The 16878-nt window shown below is 37.5% G+C and carries 15 protein-coding genes, 3 tRNA genes and 1 rRNA gene; 3 read left to right on the top strand and 16 right to left on the bottom strand.

Features of this window, described 5'->3' with window-relative positions; genetic code table 11:
• Positions 1-53 precede the first annotated feature (53 nt).
• From ACSYSF_RS00095 to gnd, 4 genes are all read right to left on the bottom strand, one after another.
• Positions 54-1088, bottom strand: coding sequence for a branched-chain amino acid aminotransferase (locus tag ACSYSF_RS00095; protein WP_489867733.1), 1035 nt, complete (start codon positions 1086-1088; stop codon positions 54-56).
• 131 nt (positions 1089-1219) lie between these two features.
• On the bottom strand, positions 1220-2479 hold the full coding sequence (gene tyrS, locus ACSYSF_RS00090; RefSeq protein WP_489867732.1) for a tyrosine--tRNA ligase: 1260 nt from the start codon (positions 2477-2479) through the stop codon (positions 1220-1222).
• Between the two features lie 597 nt (positions 2480-3076).
• Positions 3077-3769, bottom strand: coding sequence for an FGGY family carbohydrate kinase (locus ACSYSF_RS00085; RefSeq protein WP_489867731.1), 693 nt, complete (start codon positions 3767-3769; stop codon positions 3077-3079).
• 214 nt (positions 3770-3983) lie between these two features.
• Positions 3984-4895: a phosphogluconate dehydrogenase (NAD(+)-dependent, decarboxylating) gene (gene gnd / locus ACSYSF_RS00080; RefSeq protein ID WP_489867730.1), complete on the bottom strand. Its 912-nt coding sequence runs from the start codon at positions 4893-4895 to the stop codon at positions 3984-3986.
• Positions 4896-5046: 151 nt separating this feature from the next.
• On the opposite strand from gnd, the gene ACSYSF_RS00075 reads away from it, so the two are divergent.
• A complete protein-coding gene (locus ACSYSF_RS00075; RefSeq protein WP_489867729.1) occupies positions 5047-5889 on the top strand; it encodes a MurR/RpiR family transcriptional regulator in 843 nt (280 codons plus the stop codon).
• Between the two features lie 46 nt (positions 5890-5935).
• Here the strand turns inward: ACSYSF_RS00075 and ACSYSF_RS00070 are convergent, their stop codons facing one another.
• Positions 5936-6586 (bottom strand): hypothetical protein, encoded by a 651-nt coding sequence (locus tag ACSYSF_RS00070; RefSeq protein WP_489867728.1) that lies wholly within the window; start codon positions 6584-6586, stop codon positions 5936-5938.
• A gap of 14 nt (positions 6587-6600) precedes the next feature.
• Entirely contained in the window at positions 6601-6849 is a 249-nt protein-coding gene (locus ACSYSF_RS00065; protein ID WP_489867727.1) for a GlsB/YeaQ/YmgE family stress response membrane protein, read from the bottom strand.
• Positions 6850-6920: 71 nt separating this feature from the next.
• Here ACSYSF_RS00065 and ACSYSF_RS00060 point away from each other — a divergent pair, with 71 nt between their 5' ends.
• A complete protein-coding gene (locus tag ACSYSF_RS00060) occupies positions 6921-7274 on the top strand; it encodes an iron-sulfur cluster biosynthesis family protein (RefSeq protein ID WP_489867726.1) in 354 nt (117 codons plus the stop codon).
• A gap of 184 nt (positions 7275-7458) precedes the next feature.
• On the opposite strand, the gene ACSYSF_RS00055 is transcribed toward ACSYSF_RS00060, so the two are convergent.
• Entirely contained in the window at positions 7459-8415 is a 957-nt protein-coding gene (locus ACSYSF_RS00055) for an AEC family transporter (protein WP_489867725.1), read from the bottom strand.
• A 3-nt stretch (positions 8416-8418) separates the two neighbouring features.
• Positions 8419-10050, bottom strand: coding sequence for a malolactic enzyme (locus tag ACSYSF_RS00050; protein WP_489867724.1), 1632 nt, complete (start codon positions 10048-10050; stop codon positions 8419-8421).
• Between the two features lie 107 nt (positions 10051-10157).
• Here ACSYSF_RS00050 and ACSYSF_RS00045 point away from each other — a divergent pair, with 107 nt between their 5' ends.
• Positions 10158-11033: a LysR family transcriptional regulator gene (locus tag ACSYSF_RS00045; protein ID WP_489867723.1), complete on the top strand. Its 876-nt coding sequence runs from the start codon at positions 10158-10160 to the stop codon at positions 11031-11033.
• 44 nt (positions 11034-11077) lie between these two features.
• On the opposite strand, the gene ACSYSF_RS00040 is transcribed toward ACSYSF_RS00045, so the two are convergent.
• The 8 genes from ACSYSF_RS00040 to ACSYSF_RS00005 form a co-directional block, all read right to left on the bottom strand.
• Positions 11078-11416 (bottom strand): hypothetical protein, encoded by a 339-nt coding sequence (locus ACSYSF_RS00040; RefSeq protein WP_489867722.1) that lies wholly within the window; start codon positions 11414-11416, stop codon positions 11078-11080.
• Between the two features lie 55 nt (positions 11417-11471).
• Positions 11472-11544 (bottom strand) — tRNA-Asn (locus ACSYSF_RS00035).
• Positions 11545-11551: 7 nt separating this feature from the next.
• Positions 11552-11668, bottom strand: a 5S ribosomal RNA gene (gene rrf, locus ACSYSF_RS00030).
• A gap of 133 nt (positions 11669-11801) precedes the next feature.
• Positions 11802-12755: a Ppx/GppA phosphatase family protein gene (locus ACSYSF_RS00025; protein WP_489867721.1), complete on the bottom strand. Its 954-nt coding sequence runs from the start codon at positions 12753-12755 to the stop codon at positions 11802-11804.
• Between the two features lie 23 nt (positions 12756-12778).
• The gene (locus ACSYSF_RS00020) at positions 12779-14926 is read right to left on the bottom strand and encodes an RNA degradosome polyphosphate kinase (RefSeq protein ID WP_489867720.1); all 2148 of its coding nucleotides are present in this window, start codon (positions 14924-14926) and stop codon (positions 12779-12781) included.
• Positions 14926-16464, bottom strand: a complete 1539-nt coding sequence (locus ACSYSF_RS00015; protein ID WP_489867719.1) for an HD domain-containing protein — start codon at positions 16462-16464, stop codon at positions 14926-14928. Before ACSYSF_RS00015 ends, ACSYSF_RS00020 begins: the two co-directional genes overlap by 1 nt.
• A 257-nt stretch (positions 16465-16721) precedes the next feature.
• Positions 16722-16794, bottom strand: a tRNA-Thr gene (locus ACSYSF_RS00010).
• Positions 16795-16799: 5 nt separating this feature from the next.
• Positions 16800-16872 (bottom strand) — tRNA-Asn (locus tag ACSYSF_RS00005).
• Positions 16873-16878: the final 6 nt, after the last annotated feature.

Raw genomic sequence — 16878 nt, 5'->3', positions numbered from 1 at the left:
AAACCAAATCTGCACTAACGCAAACTGATTTTGATTTCGATAAAATTATTATTTTAGTCTAATGGCACATCAACAATCCAACCATCAGGACCCTTTTCGTCACCATATTGAATAGCAACTAAGCGATCATACAATGCTTGTGTCTTCGGACCAACTTCAGTCTCAGAATAAAAGACATGCTTGTCACCATGATGTGTAATTGAACCAACTGGTGAGATTACGGCAGCAGTACCCATTGCACCAGCTTCAGCAAATTGATCCAAATCATAGATGCTGATAGTTGTCTCTTCAGGCTGCATGCCCATTTCTTCAGCCAATTCTAGCAATGAGAACTTTGTCACTGATGGCAAAATTGATGGTGACTTAGGTGTTAAGAAGCGATTATCCTTGGTAATTCCAAAGAAGTTCGCTGAACCTAACTCTTCAATGTTTTCATGCAAACGTGGGTCCAAGTAAACAACGTCAGAGAAACCAGCCTTATGAGCTTGCTCACCTGGTAGCATTGAAGCGGCATAGTTTCCACCAACCTTGGCTTGACCAGTACCACCATGAGCAGCACGATCAAAGTCACTTGTGACATAAGCAGTAGGAGCTAAACCACCTGGATAGTATGCACCAACTGGGGTTACAAAGATATTGAAGATATAGTCATCCCCAGGATGAACCCCAATATCTGGGGTGGAAGCAATCAACAATGGGCGAATATACAACGTTGCTCCTGACTCGTAAGGTGGTACAAAATCTTGGTTTGCTTTGACCACTTCTTTGATGGCTTCCACAAACAAATCTTCAGGATAACCCGCCATCATTAGTCGTTCAGCTGAACGTGCCATACGGGCTGCATTACGATCAGGACGGAAGATGTTTACGCCACCATCCTTACGACGATAAGCCTTTAACCCTTCGAAGACTTGTTGACCATAATGAAGTCCAACAGCAGCTTCATTAATGCCCAAATCACTATCTGTTACTAACTTACCAGGCTGCCATTCACCATCATGATATTCTGCACGATATCGATAAGGTAAATCATGATAAGCAAACCCTAGATTGTTCCAATCAAAATCTGATGCTTTAGCTTTTGCCATAATATAAATCCCCCGTATGAATAAATTTTAACTAATTATGAGAATACAATGAGATAATTGTCAACCCTTAATTTTTACACATTCACAATCCTAAAATTCGGACATGTGGCCAAATTTTAAAAATTTAGCGCTTATTTAACGACCGCAACGGCCCACTTCTTCTTACCGCGCTTTACAATGACATATTTACCGTCATATTTATCTGTTGGATTAATGATAGCATCCTCATCCTTAATTTGGACACCGTTAATCCGAACGGCACCGTCCTTTACTGAACGACGAGCTGCCGTCTTTGACTTTTCCATACCAGCTGCAACGATTAGATCTAATAGACCAATTTCAGCATTATCGATTGTAAATGTTGGCACATTTCCTGCCAATACCGCCACTTCATCAGTCGTTAAACTAGCAACATCAGCATTACCAAATAGCACATTCGTCATGACTTCAGCAGTATGCATCGCTTCTTCACCATGCACAAATGTCGTTACTTCTTGGGCTAGACGACGTTGTGCATTACGTGCTGAGGCGTTTTCAGCCAAGTCAGCTACTAAGTCAGCAATTTCTTCTTGTGACAAAAACGTGAAGAATTTTAGCATTTTTTCAACGTCAGCATCGGCAGTATTCAACCAGAATTGGTAGAACTCAAATGGTGTGGTCTTTTCTGGGTCCAACCATACGGCGCCACCTTCAGTTTTACCAAACTTAGTACCATCTGCCTTCAACAATAATGGCACAGTCAAACCAAATGCAGGTGCTTCACTGCCAATTAACTTGTGAATCAAATCAACACCGTTTGTGATGTTTCCCCATTGATCAGAACCACCAATTTGTAGACGAACATGTTCACGCTTGTACAATTCATAGAAATCAATCGCTTGCAAAATTTGGTATGTAAACTCGGTAAATGAAATTCCTGCATCCAAACGTGAAGCAACCACATCCTTAGCCAACATGGCATTAATTGAGAACAACTTACCATAATCACGAAGCATTTCTAGCAATGACATTTTGCCTAGCCAGTCGTAATTATTAACGATTGTAAAACCATTTTCACCAAATAATTTCACCATTTGGGCACGGATTTTTTCAACATTAGCGGCAACGTCTTCTTGTGAAAGTAACTTACGTTCTGACTTCTTACCTGATGGATCACCGATTGTTCCGGTACCACCACCAACAACGATAACTGGCTTATGACCAACTAGTTGGAATCGCTTTAAAATCATGAATGGAATCAAATGTCCAATATGCATTGAGTCACCAGTTGGATCAATTCCTGCGTATAAACCAATTTGTTCTTTTTGAATTAATTCACGTAAGCCATCTTCATCGGTAACTTGGTTAATTGCGCCACGCCAAGCTAGTTCATTTAATATATCTTCTGCCATTTATTTTGCCTCCAATAATTGATTATTATTTTTTGATGCGTTTTATAGTTAAATAAAAAGCGCCCCAACCAAGAATTCTTGATTAGGGCGCAGTTAAACGCGGTACCACCTAAATTGCTACATCTTGTAGCCACTTATCTCTCGTAACGTGAGATGCCCGTTCATGTGTTTTTTGATCGTAATTCGTTAATAAGTTTGATTAGTTCACAGCGACCACTAATTCTCTGTTTGTCCACTTATTTTTCTACTGGAACCATACATGATACTGAAATTATAGCACAGATTACAGCACTCTGTATAACACAAAAAAAGAGGTCTCTCTCACTAAATGAGCGCAGACCTCTTCGTGTATAAGTGGACCACCACGTACCACTTATACTTTTTCACCATATCATGTTAACGGGCACCACCCCATTAACAATCCCCTTTGTTCTAAGAATCCCGTCTTAGAACTCCTTCCGCTTCGCTGAGGCTCCTTCACAACCCCAGCAAAACCATTATCGGACAGCAGGGCATTGCACCCTCCGTAAAGGCGGTCCTAGGACATCACCCCTTGACCAACTGCATCCCCGATAACAATTACTATTATATCATATTTTAATTTACCTGAAATATGATATACTGGGCAATTCCAAGCCGATTACGCATTTCATCGGTTAGCGTAAACGTTTGTGTCTCAAAATCAGCCAAAGTTGGGAGTACATCAGCTTTTATACCCATTAAGGCAAGCGCTTGATCATCCCAATTTTGGCGAGTCACATCATAAAAACCAGTCCGCATCGCAGCAGCCGGTGAGGTAATTCGCAAACCAAATAACTGATTAATTATATAGCTTTGTATATTCATATAATGTTTTGCTTTTGTAAAAATCTCGGGTTGATTATTTTTTAACCAAAGCATTGTAATCAGTGGGGTTGTTTCTTGAATCAACAAGCCCGTTTTTCGTTCAATTTGACCAATTACACCATTCATTTTTAATGCATCAATATATTTTTGTGTATCATGGCCGTACGTTAATGGCATTAAAGCATCATTGTTTTCATCGAAAGGTATCAAACCGTCCAATGTATTTTCGGCAAATTTAATTGTTGTGATTGAATCATTGTTTTTGTTTAAATCAACTTGCACTTGTTGAATTCCTGCAATCACATTATCAACAATATCTTTAGGAAATAAAGTTTTTACTGTATTAGGAAAAGGAAAATTTTTATGCGATACGTCATCATTTTCATCAACAAGCGTTATGTTGATTGCTGACATCGTCATATCAATAATTAATGTGTATTTCATAATGACTCCTATCGGTTAATACTATTATTATACGACACATGCTCTTACGTTACACTACAGATTCAAACCGGTCTTTATCTCACTCTGCATAAACATGTGACAAAGGCCTGAAGTACTACAATTTTTTCTCTTTACGCATAAAAAAGCCGGCACAGCATAAACTGTCCCAGCTTTACTTTCACAATCAAATTATTTTGTAGATCTTACCAAGTAATTACTTCTTAGCGGCATCCATTGCGTGACCACCGAATCCATTACGCAAAGCTGACACAACCTTACCAGTAAATGTGTCTTCTTGTAATGAACGGTAACGCATCATCAATGACAATGCGATAACTGGTGCTGGAACTTGCAAGTCCAATGCTTCTTCAATAGTCCACTTACCTTCACCAGATGAGTGCATAACACCAGAAATCTTTTCTAGCTTAGGATCCTTTGAGAATTGCTCTTCAGCCAATTCCATCAACCATGAACGGATAACTGATCCGTGGTTCCACAACTTAGCAACAGCTTCGTAGTCGTAATCATATTGTGAAGCTTCCAATACTTCGAAACCTTCAGCGATTGATTGCATCATACCATACTCGATACCGTTGTGAACCATCTTCAAGTAATGACCTGAACCTAGCTTACCAGTGTATAGGTAACCATCTTTTTCAGCAATACCTTCAAACAATGGTTCGATAGTCTTCCATGCTTCAGCGTCATCTCCACCGATCATGAAGTTTCCACCGTTACGAGCACCTGACATACCACCTGAAGTACCAGCATCAAAGAACTTAATACCAGCAGCAGTAGTACGCTTATTTTGCTCCAAGTTATCCTTGTAGTTTGAGTTTCCACCGTCGATGATAATATCACCAGCTGACATCTTCTCAATCAAAGTATCGATAGTTGAATTTGTTGGCTTTCCAGCAGGAACCATTACCCAAACAACCTTTGGAGATGGCAATTCTGCCAACATGTCGTCTAAGTCAGTAACACCAGTTACAGCATCTGAATATGAATCAGCTTCTTTAACTGTTTCAGCACTCAAATCATATGCAACGGCTTCATGACCATTGTCAACGGCATTCTTTACCAAGTTCAAGCCCATCTTACCAAGACCGATCATTGCGAACTTCATGTTTAATACCCCTTTTTTTCTTTTACTTTTGTCTACTCCATCATTATAATGCAAGACTTTTTCACATTGCAAGTATTTTGTTGTAAAATATTTTCATAGGTTATTTTAATTTATATTATCTAATATTGATTAAAATTATTAAGGAGAAATTATGGCACAATCAGGTTTCGCTCGGATCCGGTCGTTGAACGATCAACTTACCGGTTCTGACAGTAAAATAGCAACATTTATTTTAAGCAATCCTACCGAAATTCGGTCATTAACTATTCAAGAATTAGCTAATGCCATTGGGGTATCCACTGCAACCATCTCACGTTTTGTTAAACGTGTTGGTTTTACCTCTTTCCGCGAATTTTCATTAAGTTTGGCTAGTTCGCCTATTACACAAAATAGTTTCTTTGGGGAAATTGATGTAACCGACGATCAAAATAGTATCGTCCATAAAGTTTTTAGTGGAGCTGAAAATGCACTTGATGCAACTGTTAATCTTATTAAACCTCAGACTTGGTCAGCAGCAACAAAGCTGTTAATCAACGCTGATCATATCGGCATATTTGGTGTTGGTGGTTCATCCATCGTGGCTTTAGATGCTTACCATAAGTTTTTGCGCACACCTTTACACGTGGAACAACATCCCGATTATGACGTGCAATTAATGCAAACCGTTCATATGACTGATCAAGATGTGGCAATCGTTATTTCGCATTCGGGACGTAATCACAACACGCTAAATCTTGCACGACGTCTAAAGGATAACAATGTCAAGATCATCGCTATTACAGCATTCCCTAAATCTGAATTAGCAAAACTTGCCACCGTTACTTTAGCTAGTGTGGCTGAAGAAATTAACATCCGTAGTGAATCAATGTCTTCATTAATTGCCCAAATTGCAATTGTTGATAGTCTATTCACGTTAATTGGTGTGCATTTAGGTGAAAAAACACAAGCTGTCGTCGATAAGACACGTTTAACGATTGAAGCTAGTCGTGAATAATAAAAACAGACTATGAAAAGTTTTTTCATAGTCTGTTTTTTTATAATTATTCAATTTTTAAATCATTTAAAGCAATCAACCATTGTTTAACCTGTTCATCACTCGCATTAACCACAAATGGTGTTGTTGAATAAACGACTGCAACATTTTGCCAAGCAATTTGGTCATCCGTAACAAATGAATTAGCCACCTGTTCAATGTCGGTAGTCGTAACTGTCGCTAATTGGCTCACCGTACCAAAACGCGTTAAATACCAATTAACTGCAAGTTGCTTACTAATTAGTGGCGTCAAATTAAAGTTTTGGTTATCAACTCTAATTGCTGCCGCTGTTGGTACTGCTGGAAGTTCTTTTATCAAAAATCGTTTTAATTTTGACCACTGCTTTGCCACAATAGCATAAAATTGCCATGGCACCTGATTAGCAATTTGGGCCAATGTTTGCTGGGTCACTTTATCAATCTGCCAAACATTCTCAGTTGAAGTAGTTGCCTGCACTAACCATTCTGATAAGAATCGCTGCATCGTTTCATCGACTACTTTTGAAGTGCCTTGTTGTGTTAAGACATAACGTCCTTGTAAAAAGTCCGCTATGTCATTACGACTAACCAAATTATTTTGAGTTTGTTGGTGTCGCTGCTTAAACGAACGCTTTTTCTTATTAGACTGAACGCCTGCATAATGTCCTTGTTTAACCACAACTTACTCCTTCATTAATCATTTCGACTTAATAACCAAGATACCATAATGACAACAATCACGGCGCCAATAATTGATGGAATAATTGCCATATCGGCGACATTTGGTCCCCACGAACCAAAAACTTTTTCACCAAGCCATGATCCAACTAATCCAGCTGCAATGTTAGCAATCCAACCCATTGAACTACCATTTTTAGTGATTGCACCAGCAATAGCCCCAATCACGGCACCAATAATCAAAACCCATATTAAATGAAACATAAAACATCCTTTCAAAATTCATACAATAAATAATAAAATATGATATAATACCCGACAAAGGGGGAATTATTATGTATTTATCATTTACAGATTCTGCTAAAGAGCGAATTTCACAACTTATCACACCTACCACCAAAATCGTCCTTGATTTAGATGATGGTGTTGGTCCATTTTCTGATTCAGCAACATGCACATTTGATGTTGCTTTCAATCTTGTTCTTTGCGAGGCTGATGACTTATCAGCCGACTTCAATGAAACCATTGATAGTGACTTTGGACCCGTATACATCAAGGATTATACCACAAGCCAACTAGAACCTAAACTTAAGCTAGATGTTGATCGTTATCTACGTTATAGCTTATCAAGTGACGCCGGTATTCTAGATCCTAGTGTTACGCTACGTAATTTGCAAAAGACTGTTTAATATCAAGAGTGCCGACAAAAGCCGCTTTGAATCCAGTATGTAACGTCGTTTGAACGGTTTGTGGTCGTTAGACCATGAAGCGGGCAAATGCGTTACATTGAGGATTCAGGCTTTTGGAGCACGTTTACAAACGATAAAACCGTCAAATTCATAAAAATGAATTTAACGGTTTTTTTGTATCATATTAAATTAAGTTACCAACAGCCAAATAGACTGGCACCAAAATAATGAACAGCAATGTTGAAATAGTAATTACATTACTTGCGAACTTTGTATCTCCTTTAGCTTGACCAACAAGCAAAGCCATGGCAGTCAAAGCTGGCATACCTGACATTAGGAAGATAACCTTCACACCCAAATCAGACAAAGCAAATGGTGTTTGTTGTACCACCTTTAGTACAGCAAAAATCACAGCTGGACCAATTACAAAACGTGCCAACAAGGCAATAATTGTATCACGCTCAATCTTTAATGAACTTAGACCGGCATCAGCAATAATAATACCTAAGTAAAGTAGTGCAAGAGGTGTAACAAGACCACCTAACATATCCAAACTTGAGCTAGCAACTTCTGGTAATGGCAAGCCAATTAACAACCAAACAATACCAATCAAGAAACCAAGCACTGGTGCTGGCAACAACTTCTTCCAGTTGAAAGCTGTTTTCTCATGTGCTTCAGTTGAATCATTTTGAATGAAGAAAATACCAACAGCCCATGTTGAAAGTGTATTAACTAGGTAGTAAACCAAATAAAATGGCATAGCTTTGTTACCAAAAATAGCTAATGCTAGTGGCAAACCAATAAAAATAACATTGTCGTTAGTGAAAGTATTAATCATAATACCACGACGACCAACGCGAATTTTGAATACTTTATTTACAATAAAACTCAAAATATAAAGAATAAAGAAACCAATGGCAACGAACAAAACGCTCATACCAAACTTACCTAACAAACCACGAGTTAAGTTCTCTTGGATTCCCACAAACACAGAGATTGGTAAAGCAACGTTAACAATCAAAAATTCCAAATCCTTCTTAAAAGAATCATGGAAATGATTTTTCTTACGTAAATAAATTCCAATCAATACAACAAAAATAATCTTAATAATGCTATCCAGTGAGGTTAAAATCGCACTCATTGCTTAATCCTCCCCGTATACTGGATGCCATTGGTAATTTTCAACCAATGTCTTCGCATCCCCTTGTTGTTGTGCCACACTGTCATCAATTGCAGCTTGAGCAACAGCAGTCGCAACAGCAGTAGAAATTTCAGACAACTTTTCAAAAGATGGCAAGATTGCACTACCAGCCTTGCTTGTATCAACCAATTCTCCCAAAGCGGCAGCTGAAGCTGATAACATGTTTTCAGTTAGCAAGTTTGCTTTACTTGCGATGACACCCAAACCGATACCTGGGTAAACGACCGCATTGTTTGCTTGTCCAATATGGTAAGTAACACCATCATAATTAACAGGTTCAAATGGCATACCAGTTGCAACTAATGCACGTCCGTCAGACCAGTTAATGACATCTTCAGGAATTGCTTCATGTAGCTTTGTAGGGTTTGATAATGGCAAAATAATTGGACGGTTTGCATGTGCAGCCATGTCACGAATAACTGCTTCTGTAAAGTGACCAGCTTGTCCAGACGTACCAACTAAGATTGTTGGGTGTACTGCCTTAACAACTGCTTCCAAATCTGTTAAGGCATCAGCATTTTCAAATTCAGTGCGTGAACGTGCAAATGGACGTTGCTCTGGTGTTAAGTTTTCATCATCATCAAACAACAATCCTTGACGATCAACCAAATAGAAATGCTTACGCGCTTCGTCAGCACTCAAACCAGCATTTATAAATTCTTGTAATACACGATTTGCAATACCAACACCGGCTGAACCAGCACCATATGTCACATACGTTTGGTCTGTTAATTGCTCACCTGAAATCTTCAAAGCACTCAATACAGCTGCAGTTACAACAATTCCAGTACCTTGAATATCGTCGTTAAACGTTGCCAAACGATCTTGGTAACGCGTTAACAACTTAGTTGCCGTTGAACGACCAAAGTCTTCAAAATGCAAGTAGAAGTTAGGGAACAATTGATCAGCTTCATCAACTAATTGGTCAATAAAGTTAAAGTATTCATCACCACGTACACGTTCATGACGATTACCAAGATAATTTTCATTTTCTAATAATGTGTCGCGATTAGTACCGTCGTCCAAAACAACTGGCAATACACGACGAGGGTCGATACCAGCAGCAGCGGTATAAACCATCAACTTACCAACAACAATGTCAGCACCTTGAACACCCCAATCACCGATACCTAAGATTCCTTCACCATCAGTGATAACTAACATATCAATATCACGACCGTTAGCTGCGTTCTTCAAACTAGCTGCAATGTTTTCTGGATGATGAATATCCAAAAATGCAACTTCTTGTGGGTTAACAAACAACTCTGAATAATGTTCAATAGTTTCACCCACTGTTGGTGAGTACACAATTGGCATCATCTCAGTTAAATGTGCTCCTAAAACTGCATAAAATAGAGTGCGATTTTCATTGAAAATTTGACTTAAGAATAAGCGCTTTTCAACATCGTTAACCTTAGTGTTATATTGCGCATAGGCTTGTTCAATTTGTTCTGATAATGATTGAACCTTTGTTGGCAATAGCCCAACTAAATCTAAAGCTTCACGCTCTGCCGTTGTAAAGGCAGTCCCTTTATTCAAAAAGGGATCGCGTAAAATTTGCATACCGTTACTCATAATAAATAATATACCTCCTATTAAGTACAAAGCGTATAATAGTTGGTTAAAGCAATTATAGTCAAAAGCATACGTTTACATAAAAATTATTTATATGAGGAAATAACATGCATTTAAAAGATTTAGATTATTTTGAAAGCCTCGCTGTGCATAAAAACTACACCTTAGTTGCGGAAATATTTCATGTCACCCAACCAACTATCACATACGCCATAAAGCGTTTAGAACAGGAAGTTAACGCCCCATTATTCACGCGTAATCAAGCCCATAAAGAGATCATTTTAACCGAAGCGGGTAAGATTTTATTGCAAAGTGCACGCCACATCCAAGTGGAATGGTCAACGGCAACCAAGGAAATAAAGCGCTTAGAAAGCAATAAAATTCGTTTAGGATTGCCTCCGATTATTGGGACGTACTTCTTTCCAACAGTCGCAAAACGCTTACTAGAAGCTGATTTTTTGCATTTAATCAGTACTGAAGAGTACGGTAGTTCCCGTTTATTGTCGATGCTGCGCGAAGGAAATATCGACATTGCCCTCATTGGTGCCACAGAAAATTTTGATTTAACTGATTTAGAAGTCGTTGAACTAGCAACATTTCCATTTGTCATTGTGACTAAAGACAACGATCCGAGAAAATTCGCTTCATTTGCCGATTTTGCAAATGATGCCTTCATTTCACTAGATGAACAATTCGTCCATCCAAAAGCATTTAAAAGTTTGTCACAACAATTAGGTGTACATCCTTCTGTTCTTTATCAAACAAATAATGTAACCACAATGAAAAATTTGGTCCGCCAAGGTATCGGTTTAGCATTTTTAACTGCCTTAGCAATGCCTGAAAATGAGCTTGGCTTAAAAAGCATTCGTTTAATCGATGAACCACAACCTAATTTTCATATTTACATGGCTTTTAGAAAGCAACACTATATGACAGAAGATCAAATTAAAATCAGCAACATTATTAAAAGTTCTTTTAACTAAAAAACCATTGGCCGTATCAGCCAATGGTTTTTGTATATAACAATTTAGTTATTCTGTTTATTTAATTCTTGTTCCAAGTATTGAATTTTATCAATTAATGCATCTTCAATAATTTTATACCGCATAATTTCTTGTTGCATCATAGTTGTCTGCTGGTCATTTTGTGGTGTTAGCGTTTGTGGTTGGTTACCATTTTGGTGAAGCGCATCATTTTCACGTCGTAACTTTTCAATTTCTTCAGTCATCACTTGCACAGTTTCCTGCAATTCAGATGCTTGTGCTTCATAAATTTCAGCACCAGTTTGCCATTTATCAGCCTCTTGTTGCGCTGTTTCTAAAGCACTTGATAACTCTTTAATTTGTTCTTCCATGGTTAATTTCATTATATCCTCCCACTTTTGATACAAAAAAAGCCATCCACAATGGAATGGCTAGGAACTCCGAATGTCGGGCTCGAACCGACGACAGCACGATTAACAGTCGTGTGCTCTACCAACTGAGCTAATTCGGAATGATATGCATCGCGACGTCCTATCCTCGCAGGAGGCGATCCTCCAACTACTTTTGGCGCTACTGAGCTTAACTGCTGTGTTCGGTATGGGAACAGGTGTGACCTCAGTGCCATCATCACGACACGTTGTTTTGTTATATTTATATAACTTACAGTAATTTATAATATCTCCAACTAGGGTATTTGTCAATAGTTTGTATATAAAAACAAGTATATAAAAAAGAGCCAAACATGGATGTTCGACTCTGATTAAGCGTTTATTTATTCTCTTTATCTTCAATAGCAGCACGTTGTACATCATGTAGATGTTCATACAAAATACCAACACGTAACCCACTAGTTGAGAACGTGATTTTTTCAGAATCCAATGCATTCATCATTAGCACAATTGGAATCAGTCCACCAACAATGATGTCAGCACGATCTTTACTAATTCCTGGTACCTCACGACGGCCTTCATAATCTAAGCCGATAATGTCTTTAAAAGTATCATTGGCACGTTTACGATCAATTTTATAACCATGAATATCTTCCATGTTAAATAATTGATCACGACGACGATTGATCTTGGCTAAGGTACGATTACTACCTCCTAATCCAATAATAGGCAAGTTCATACCATTCTTTAGCCACCAAATGTCTTGGAAAATATCATTCATTGCCACAACAGCCTTAAATAATTCTGATGCTGCAACCTTATTACTAAAGTCAAAATCAGATGAAATGGTAACTGAACCAATTGGAATACTAATTAAGTTTTGAACCTTACCATTTTGAACAAGCACAATTTCAATACTTGCACCACCAGTATCAATCAAAACTGCATTAGTTACTGATAACGTCTCGGTTACCCCGATATAATCATAATAAGCTTCCTGTGTACCTGAGATAACTTCTAAATCAATATCAAACTCAGACTTCACCTTCTTCAAAAAGGCTTTTTGGTTGGTTGCTTGACGTACTGCTGCTGTTGCAACTGCCTTAATGTGAACATTATCCAACTTATCATAAACATCCTTAAATGAATGTAATGCTTTTAATGTGCGGTCAATCGCAGCCGACTTTAATTCTTTCTCAGGTCCCATATTTTCAGATAGACGTACGAATTCTTTCATCTGCATAACGTGTTCGTGCGTACCATCTTCATTAATTTTGGTAACTGTCATACGTACTGAATTTGAGCCTAGGTCGATCACTACAAAATTTTCCATAATATATTTTCCCACTTCCTTTACTAATCATTTAAGGGTTCATGATGATTCTCTGGACTCATCATGGGTTGAAACTGGTTTGGATTACTTTGACTTAAACTTTCTTTGCTGGTTATTGATAATTTCGTGGCTTGAGCAGCAAAAAATTCTTGTGCGTCAAGTGAAACATGACCACGCCGATCAACACGTTGATACGTACCATCAGCAGCCAATGACCGTGTTTTAACGTTATCATCCCACATCGTTTGGTAAATTTCCAATACCCGTTGCATCAAGGTTGGCTTTTCAATTGGGAACATCTGCTCAACACGACGATTCAAATTACGAGTCATCAAATCAGCCGATGCCAAATAAACTTGCTTCTCACCATCAAAATCAAAAATATAAATACGACTATGTTCTAAGAAACGGCCAACAATTGAATGAACCGTAATATTATCGCTAATACCCTTAATGCCAGTCTTCAAACAACAAATACCGCGGACAATTAAATCAATTGTGACACCTGCGTGCGAAGCTTCATACATTTTCGCAATCATTTCTTGATCAGATAATGAATTCATTTTCATACGAACTTTAACCGGATGACCAGTTTCAGCTAATTTAATTGCCTGATTCATTTGATCAATAATGAATTCACGAATACCATTAGGCGAGATATGCAATTTGTGGAAATATGGCGGTTGTGAATAACCAGATAGCATATTAAAAATATTGGTCACATCAATACCAATGTTATTATTAGCCGTTAACAAGCCAAGATCAGTATAGAAATGGGCTGTGCTATCGTTATAATTTCCCGTTCCCAAATGAACGTAGCGCCGGATACCACTCTCTTCGCGCCGTACAACTAATGACAACTTAGAATGGGTCTTTAGTCCAACTAGACCATAAATAACGTGACAGCCCATATGTTCAAGCTCACGCGCCCAATGAACATTATTTTCTTCGTCAAATCGTGCTTTAACTTCGACTAGCACTGTCACTTGTTTACCATTTTGAGCGGCACGACCGAGATATTTAATAATTGGTGAATTACCTGACACACGATACAAGGTCATTTTAATCGCTAAAACATCTTTATCGGTTGATGCCTGACGAATAAATTCCACCACCGAATCAAATTTATCATATGGATGATGTAATAATTGATCGTGTTGTTTGATTGTGTCAAAAATATTATATTCAGCCGTCAATTTTTCATTTTGATATGGCTTAAATGGCGGATACTTTAAATCATCGTGCCCAGTTACCGCACTTGCCAATTCATCTAAGAAATTCAAATCTACCATGCCGTTAACTTCATAAACAGAATCTTCATCCGTTCCTAATTCATGAATCAAACGTTTTTTGAGTTTCTTACTAATTGTTGCGGTTACTTCTAAGCGAATAACTTTACCGTGTGCTCGTAACTTTAACTGTTGTTGCACTTCCTTCAAAAGATCCGACGTATCTTCTTCAGCCACATCCAAATCCATATCGCGAATAACGCGGAAAATAGCAACTTCTTTAATATCATAATTAATAAATAATTGTGAAACGAAACGTTCAATAATATCTTCTAGCAAGATAAAATCATTTTCACCACCCGGCAACTTAACCACACGTGAAAAAATCTTAGGTACTTGCAGCGTGGCATACAATGACGTATCAGAGCCCTTTTTTGTTAATCGTAATGCTAAATTAATCGTGTCATTACTGATAAAAGGGAAAGGTCGTGAACTATCATCAGCCATTGGTGTTAATACTGGATACAATTCATCATGGAAATAACTCTTGATAAATTGGAATTGTTCATCCGTTAAATCAGGCACACGTAATAAATTAATACCCACTTGCTTAATTGCTGGTAACAACATTCGATTTAACGTCGTATATTGTTTAATTAATTGTTCATGTGCTTTATTGTTAACAGCCTTTAATTGTTGTGGTGCGGTTAAACCTGATGCATCACGACCATCCCAATCAACGGCAATTAACTTTGCTAATGATGCAACACGCACCATCACAAACTCGTCCATATTACTTTGTGTAATACTCAAAAACTTTAGTCGTTCTAATAGTGGATTATCTTTTTGCCGTGCTTCTTCTAAAACACGATCATTAAAATCAATCCAACTTAATTCACGATTCGTGTAAAGACTTGGGTCTTCATAATTAATTTTTGTCATTACTTAACCCCCCTCTGTTTAAGTACTGCTTTTAAGCCGTACGTTTCCTGGAAAAACTGACTTTTTGAATTAAACACCCAGTTTTCATAAGCCAAATTATCATTACTATATGCTGAAATAACAACATGATGGCTTTTAATTGATACTGATATTTTTTCTATCTTTTGTTGCCGGTCATCATCCAATGCATCTGCTAAACGTAAAATAGCTGCTAATTTTGAAATCAAACGTCGATTTTCAGCCGAAATTTGACCAAAATGACTCAAATCAGCACTTGGCGTTGTCGAACTATGGTACTTAGCAATAGCAGCAACAATTTCTAATTCTTCTTGTGACAAACCGATAATATCCGAATGACGAATAATATATTCAGAATGAATATAATGCGAATGACTACTAATATAATTACCAACATCATGTAAAATAGAAGCCACTTCCAACAAAATTGCCTCGCGCTTACCCAACCTGTGTAGTGGTTTTAATTGCTTAAATAAATGTAATGCAAACTTTGTAACCATCTTTCGATGCACAGGTTCAACATTATAATGGTTAGCAAGATTAGTAGCCATCTTAATGGTTTGATCACTAAAATCATGCTTTGAAAATCCTAATGCCACTTCTTCATTATTAATGACACCATCAATAATGCTAGAATCAGAAAATCTTAATGTTTTAGCATTCGTTAACTTACTAATACGGTGTACTAGTAGTAATTCAGGCAATACTAAAGGTACTGCTGACGGGCTAATCATAAATTTATCAATTAAATACTGATCTGAAGCATCGATAACATCATCTAATATATCATTAAAGACTTCAGTCGAAAGTGATGCATCTTTTTCATTAGTTGCATACTTAGCAACAATTGGTTTAATTGATGAAGTTCCTAATAAAATAATTTGTGTTTCTTTTTTACCAGCTAATAAACTGGCTTGACCATCACGATCAAAATCTTTCAACTTACTGTTAATATAATCATTTAGAACACCAATTGAATTAGGCGATGAACGGCGTAAGCTCTCTAAATCTTCAGCAATCTTGATAGGTCCTAAAGAAAAATTCGTTGAAGTTACAAAGTCACCACCATCAAAGCGCGTAATTGAAGTATTACCAGATGTAATTCCTACCAAATAAACCACTTTGTTCATGCCTTTATTCTCTTTAGCTAAGTCTAATGAAATATTTTGATTACGGTAATATGCTTCATCACTTATTGATAGCCACCGAATTTCTAGGCCTGTATGTAGATAAAATTGATCTGCGATGAAATCCGCGTTAAGTGCCTGTGATAACCCTTGACTACCCCACAGTTGGTAATTATCAACATCATAATCACGTAGTAATTGAATAAAACCACTCAACGCATCCACAATGCGACTGACCGCTTCAAATTGTACTGGCCGATTACGATAAATATCATCCCCCAAATTGATATCTTTACTTACTCTTTCAAGAGATTTATGTGTTTTTAGATTAACAATTACTAGCTCTACTCCTGTAATGTTAACGGTTATTACCCCAAAGTATTTCTGAGTCATATAAAAATCTCCCCAAATTAACATTTTTTATTTTCATTATTATAAGTTAGTATACCTTATTTCTTCTACTTTAAACTATTGCTGATTATTTTACTACCAATAATGTAATGTATACAAAAAAAGCGTACAATAACTCAAAAATGAGTTACGTACGCTTACTAATAATTTTTAATTACCTTCACAAACACTAAAAGTGTCAGAAAATAAAAAGCACTCCCACAAACCTCTTTATCAAGGAATGTAAGAGCTTTATCGCATGCCGACTGGGGGATTCGAACCCTCGACCTACGGTTTACGATACCGTTGCTCTACCAACTGAGCTAAGTCGGCAATTACTCCGAATGTCGGGCTCGAACCGACGACAGCACGATTAACAGTCGTGTGCTCTACCAACTGAGCTAATTCGGAATGATA

This window comes from Weissella sp. ESL1139, from assembly GCF_058506735.1.
The sequence above is the reverse complement of the archived record's forward strand: the minus strand, read 5'-3'. Positions and strand labels throughout refer to the sequence as shown.

Excerpts from the sequence above, each read along its gene's own strand:
- ACSYSF_RS00095 (WP_489867733.1), bottom strand. The coding sequence starts at position 1,088 with ATGGCAAAAGCTAAAGCATCAGATTTTGATTGGAACAATCTAGGGTTT.
- tyrS (WP_489867732.1), bottom strand. The coding sequence starts at position 2,479 with ATGGCAGAAGATATATTAAATGAACTAGCTTGGCGTGGCGCAATTAAC.
- ACSYSF_RS00085 (WP_489867731.1), bottom strand. The coding sequence starts at position 3,769 with ATGAAATACACATTAATTATTGATATGACGATGTCAGCAATCAACATA.
- gnd (WP_489867730.1), bottom strand. The coding sequence starts at position 4,895 with ATGAAGTTCGCAATGATCGGTCTTGGTAAGATGGGCTTGAACTTGGTA.
- ACSYSF_RS00075 (WP_489867729.1), top strand. The coding sequence starts at position 5,047 with ATGGCACAATCAGGTTTCGCTCGGATCCGGTCGTTGAACGATCAACTT.
- ACSYSF_RS00065 (WP_489867727.1), bottom strand. The coding sequence starts at position 6,849 with ATGTTTCATTTAATATGGGTTTTGATTATTGGTGCCGTGATTGGGGCT.
- ACSYSF_RS00060 (WP_489867726.1), top strand. The coding sequence starts at position 6,921 with ATGTATTTATCATTTACAGATTCTGCTAAAGAGCGAATTTCACAACTT.
- ACSYSF_RS00055 (WP_489867725.1), bottom strand. The coding sequence starts at position 8,415 with ATGAGTGCGATTTTAACCTCACTGGATAGCATTATTAAGATTATTTTT.
- ACSYSF_RS00050 (WP_489867724.1), bottom strand. The coding sequence starts at position 10,050 with ATGAGTAACGGTATGCAAATTTTACGCGATCCCTTTTTGAATAAAGGG.
- ACSYSF_RS00045 (WP_489867723.1), top strand. The coding sequence starts at position 10,158 with ATGCATTTAAAAGATTTAGATTATTTTGAAAGCCTCGCTGTGCATAAA.
- ACSYSF_RS00040 (WP_489867722.1), bottom strand. The coding sequence starts at position 11,416 with ATGAAATTAACCATGGAAGAACAAATTAAAGAGTTATCAAGTGCTTTA.
- ACSYSF_RS00025 (WP_489867721.1), bottom strand. The coding sequence starts at position 12,755 with ATGGAAAATTTTGTAGTGATCGACCTAGGCTCAAATTCAGTACGTATG.
- ACSYSF_RS00020 (WP_489867720.1), bottom strand. The coding sequence starts at position 14,926 with ATGACAAAAATTAATTATGAAGACCCAAGTCTTTACACGAATCGTGAA.
- ACSYSF_RS00015 (WP_489867719.1), bottom strand. The coding sequence starts at position 16,464 with ATGACTCAGAAATACTTTGGGGTAATAACCGTTAACATTACAGGAGTA.